Genomic DNA, 3472 nt, shown 5'->3' with positions numbered 1-3472 from the left:
ATGCCCTCGTTGTGGGTGACGGTGGGACCCACCAGATCAGGGGTGAGCTCCATTGTGGAATCAGGGCTGAACGTGGCCGATAGCTGTTCCTTGGGCAATTCCACCCAATACCCCTGCACCCGGGGGAAGCGGATCTCGCATCCGTCCCGCTCCGGCGTGACGGCCTGGACCTGGAGCGCCTCCCGCGGCGGCTGGGGCGGGGCCACCACGGGGCGGGCCGTGAAGTCGAAGGGGATACCCAGAACATCGGCGTACTCCACGTCGAAGAGGCCTTGATCGTTCAAGTGGTAGGACTGCCGGCGCAGCGCCCTGCCCACCACCTGCTCACAGAGAAGCTGGGTGCCGAAGGCCCGCACCCCAAGCACGTGGGTGACGGTGTTGGCGTCCCAGCCTTCCGTCAGCATGGAGACCGACACCACGCAGCGGGTCTCGCCACCCAGGCGCCCGGCCTTGCCCACGGTGTTCATCACCTCCCGCAACAGGTCCCCATCAGCAATGGCTTCAGCCTGGCGGCGGTTCCCGGTTCGTCTGATGATATCTTTCCGAAACCGTTCAATCTCGTCGGCTGCTGCAGTGCGGAAGCTGGGATCAAGCGCCTGACCGGACTCCAACTGTTCGCTGTCAATGAGCAGGGTGCGGGGACGGGCCAGCGGCCGGCCATGCTCGTCAAAGTTCTGAAACAGTGGCAGCGCACCTGGCTGCGTTGCGGTGGAACCGTCTTGGGTTGAGCGCTGGAAGCCTGAGACGTAATCGTAGATCAGCTTGGATGTGGAGGTGTTGTTGCACACCACGATGAAGCAGGGCGGGACCGAAATGTTCGCCTCCTGCCACTGCTGAAAGGTGCGGCTGTAATGGTCGTAGAGGGCGGTCAGGGCGGTTTGCAACTCCGCCGGGATGCTCAGCGGATCCAGTGCGGCGGCCTTCCCCCGGCCTTTTTTCGGCATCTTTTTGCCAATGTGATCCCAAAGATTACGGAATCTGGGCATCTCCCCACTGGGGATGTTGTCCGCCACGGGAACCCGGGGTAGTTTCACGATGCCGCATTCGATGGCGTCCATCAGGGAGAAGTCGCTCACCGTCCAGGGGAAAAGCGTCCCTTCCGCATAACCGGATCCCCGTAGGAAAAACGGGGTGGCGGAAAGATCGATCACGCGCCCAATGTCCAGTTTCTCCGATACGGTTTCCAGGCCCGAGATCCAGACCCGGGCAGCTTCCTGGTTCTTGTTCGCCTCTTTTTTCTCTTCGCCTTTCAGTTGGTCTTCCTCGCTTTCCTCGGCAGGTTTCTCCCGGTAGCAGTGGTGCGCCTCATCGTTGAGCACCAGGATGTTGTTCACACCCATCAACTGCGGCATCACCCGCTGGAGCATCTGCCCCTTGCTCTCATGGGTCGTTACCTGTGGTCCTTGCCCCTGTAGGAGCGCACGGCCTCCCCTGGAGACGGCCAGCGTTTCCCGCGACAAGAAGGCGTGATAGTTGGTGATGACGATTATGGCCCGGTCCAGATCACGCACCATATCCGGCGGCGCCAGATCGCGGCTTTGGTAGTAGCTGTCCGGATCGTTGGGGTGGAGCACCCGCAGGCGGTCCCGGATGGTGATGCCGGGTGTCACCACCAGGAATCCCCGGGTGAATCGCCCGCTGTTGGGATGGCGCACCGCGTTGATGGTTTGCCAGGCAATGACCATGGCCATGACCGTGGTCTTGCCGGCGCCGGTGGCCAGCTTCAACGCCAAGCGGGAAAGACCGGGGTTTGCCTGCTGGTTGACGTCTTCTAAATGGCCAAGAAAATCACGGCCTGTTTTGCCAAGCTTTGGGGCCACTTCGGTGAGCCAGATGATCGTTTCCACCGCTTCCACCTGGCAGAAGAAGGGGTGAAACCCGCTGTGTGAGGGCATCTGCCGGCGCCAGTGCCGGAGTAGACGGGCGGTCTCCCCGGTGACGCGCCACTTGGCTGGATCCGCAATGGCCCGCCACCGGTTGACCTGAGCACGGAGACTGCCAATCAGTTGCTCCAGGTTGTACTGCTGATCCTCCCTCTCCAGTGCTGGCCTCTTCCCGGTCAAGATGATCTCCTGCTGTGATGCCTTCCCTCTGCTCCCCAGCTTCTTCGGCTTCGGGATCGGCGTGATGAACGTGAAGTGGCGCCGGCTCTGGCAGATCTTTCCCGTTGGCTGGCCTTCCTCATCCAGTTCCCAATGCCGGCGAGGAATCTCGTAAGGCGAGTTCAGGATCGGCTGGGTATGAAAGGAGGTTGAGGGCGTCACTTCTGAAGGCTGGCTGGCCTGGCAGGGATCACCAGCTTGCATCGTCTCCGTACTCAAGCGGTTAGGGCACTCTACCTTGAAGGGTTGAGGCTGGTGGTCACAGGCCGGGGAAAGGGCAAAACCACGGCGGGGCTTGGTGCTGCGCATCCTGGAGGAAGGCTTCACCCGGAACACCCAGGACCGGGATCGAGCGGGGTCGGGAGGTGGTGAACCGTGCCTAGCGGCAGGCGTGCGTCTATTTGCCCGATGCCGCCGTCAAGCTGGGGCTGCTGGACGAGATCAACGTGGCCTTGAAACTGGGCTACATTCCCCTGGAGACCGTCGTAGCCGGTCTGGAGCAGCGCCCGCCCCTCACTCACGTGGCTCTGACGGGCCGGGGCGCGCCCCCCGGCCTGATTGCCGCCGCCAACCTGGTGACGGAGATGACCATGGTGCGCCATCCCTTCCGGGAGCAGGGAGTGAAGGCCCAGGCGGGCATTGAGTATTGAGGGTGGTGGGTTTGCGGAGGGGATTGTTTCCGCTTCTCGCTTAGCCTCCCTATGCTGTAAACAGGAAGTCATGCTCCGTGAGTTGCGATACCTTTGATCCCCGAAACGCATTGGCCTGAGTATTGACAATTTTTGAGCTGAGCCCTGCGTGAACGGGATTGACGGGTCGGTTCAACTCCTGCGTCAGTGACTGCATGAGCCCGCCACGCAGGGCGTCTTTATTCTGCTGTCGGCTACCGATCCGTGTGACAAGCCGCACCTGTTGTGACAACAGGGGAGCAATGCCGGACCAGGCGGATTGCAAAAACGCCCAGTACATGCCTTCACTGTGATATCGATCATCTCCACCGTTACAGGAGGCCCAAGGATTATCGTCACCAAGAAACCAAGGACGTAACCATTGATCTTCACGATAATTCGTGGTGTTCAAGTAGGGGGGAGAAGTGATGACATCATCCACTCGACCTTTGAGCTTCCGGAAAGCCTGGGCAGCCTTGCGTACATCCACCTCCTTGACCTGACCAACTCGCTCAGGTGGTGGTGTCTGGAAGCGGTAGGCGGTTATCCGTTCCAGGATCCGGAAGACATCGCGCTGTGGCGGCTGGTATCCATTACGCTGCCACCATCCGACGGAATAATTAGGCTTGGTACTGATGGTACGGGGCATACGGTTACTGAAGTAACTGGGTGAGTGATGGGATTCCCCATGCAGTGCGCCAA

At 60.8% G+C, this 3472-nt stretch carries 3 protein-coding genes; 1 reads left to right on the top strand and 2 read right to left on the bottom strand.

Going from position 1 to position 3472, the window contains the following annotated elements; all coding sequences use genetic code 11:
- Positions 1 to 2306: BPTD_3080 family restriction endonuclease (locus BG35_RS0107885; protein ID WP_025782393.1), on the bottom strand; the 2306-nt coding region annotated here is incomplete at its 3' end.
- 197 nt (positions 2307 to 2503) lie between these two features.
- On the opposite strand from BG35_RS0107885, the gene BG35_RS11660 reads away from it, so the two are divergent.
- A complete protein-coding gene (locus tag BG35_RS11660) occupies positions 2504 to 2752 on the top strand; it encodes a cob(I)yrinic acid a,c-diamide adenosyltransferase (RefSeq protein ID WP_051506214.1) in 249 nt (82 codons plus the stop codon).
- 49 nt (positions 2753 to 2801) lie between these two features.
- Here BG35_RS11660 and BG35_RS12805 read toward each other — a convergent pair.
- Positions 2802 to 3472 (bottom strand): hypothetical protein (locus tag BG35_RS12805; protein ID WP_373276978.1); only part of this gene is annotated, 671 nt, incomplete at its 5' end.

Origin of the sequence: Candidatus Synechococcus spongiarum SH4 (assembly GCF_000586015.1) — a bacterium.
GTDB lineage: Bacteria > Cyanobacteriota > Cyanobacteriia > PCC-6307 > Cyanobiaceae > Synechococcus_B > Synechococcus_B spongiarum_F.
Note: the sequence above shows the minus strand (reverse complement) of the source record. Positions and strands in the feature narration are given on the sequence as shown.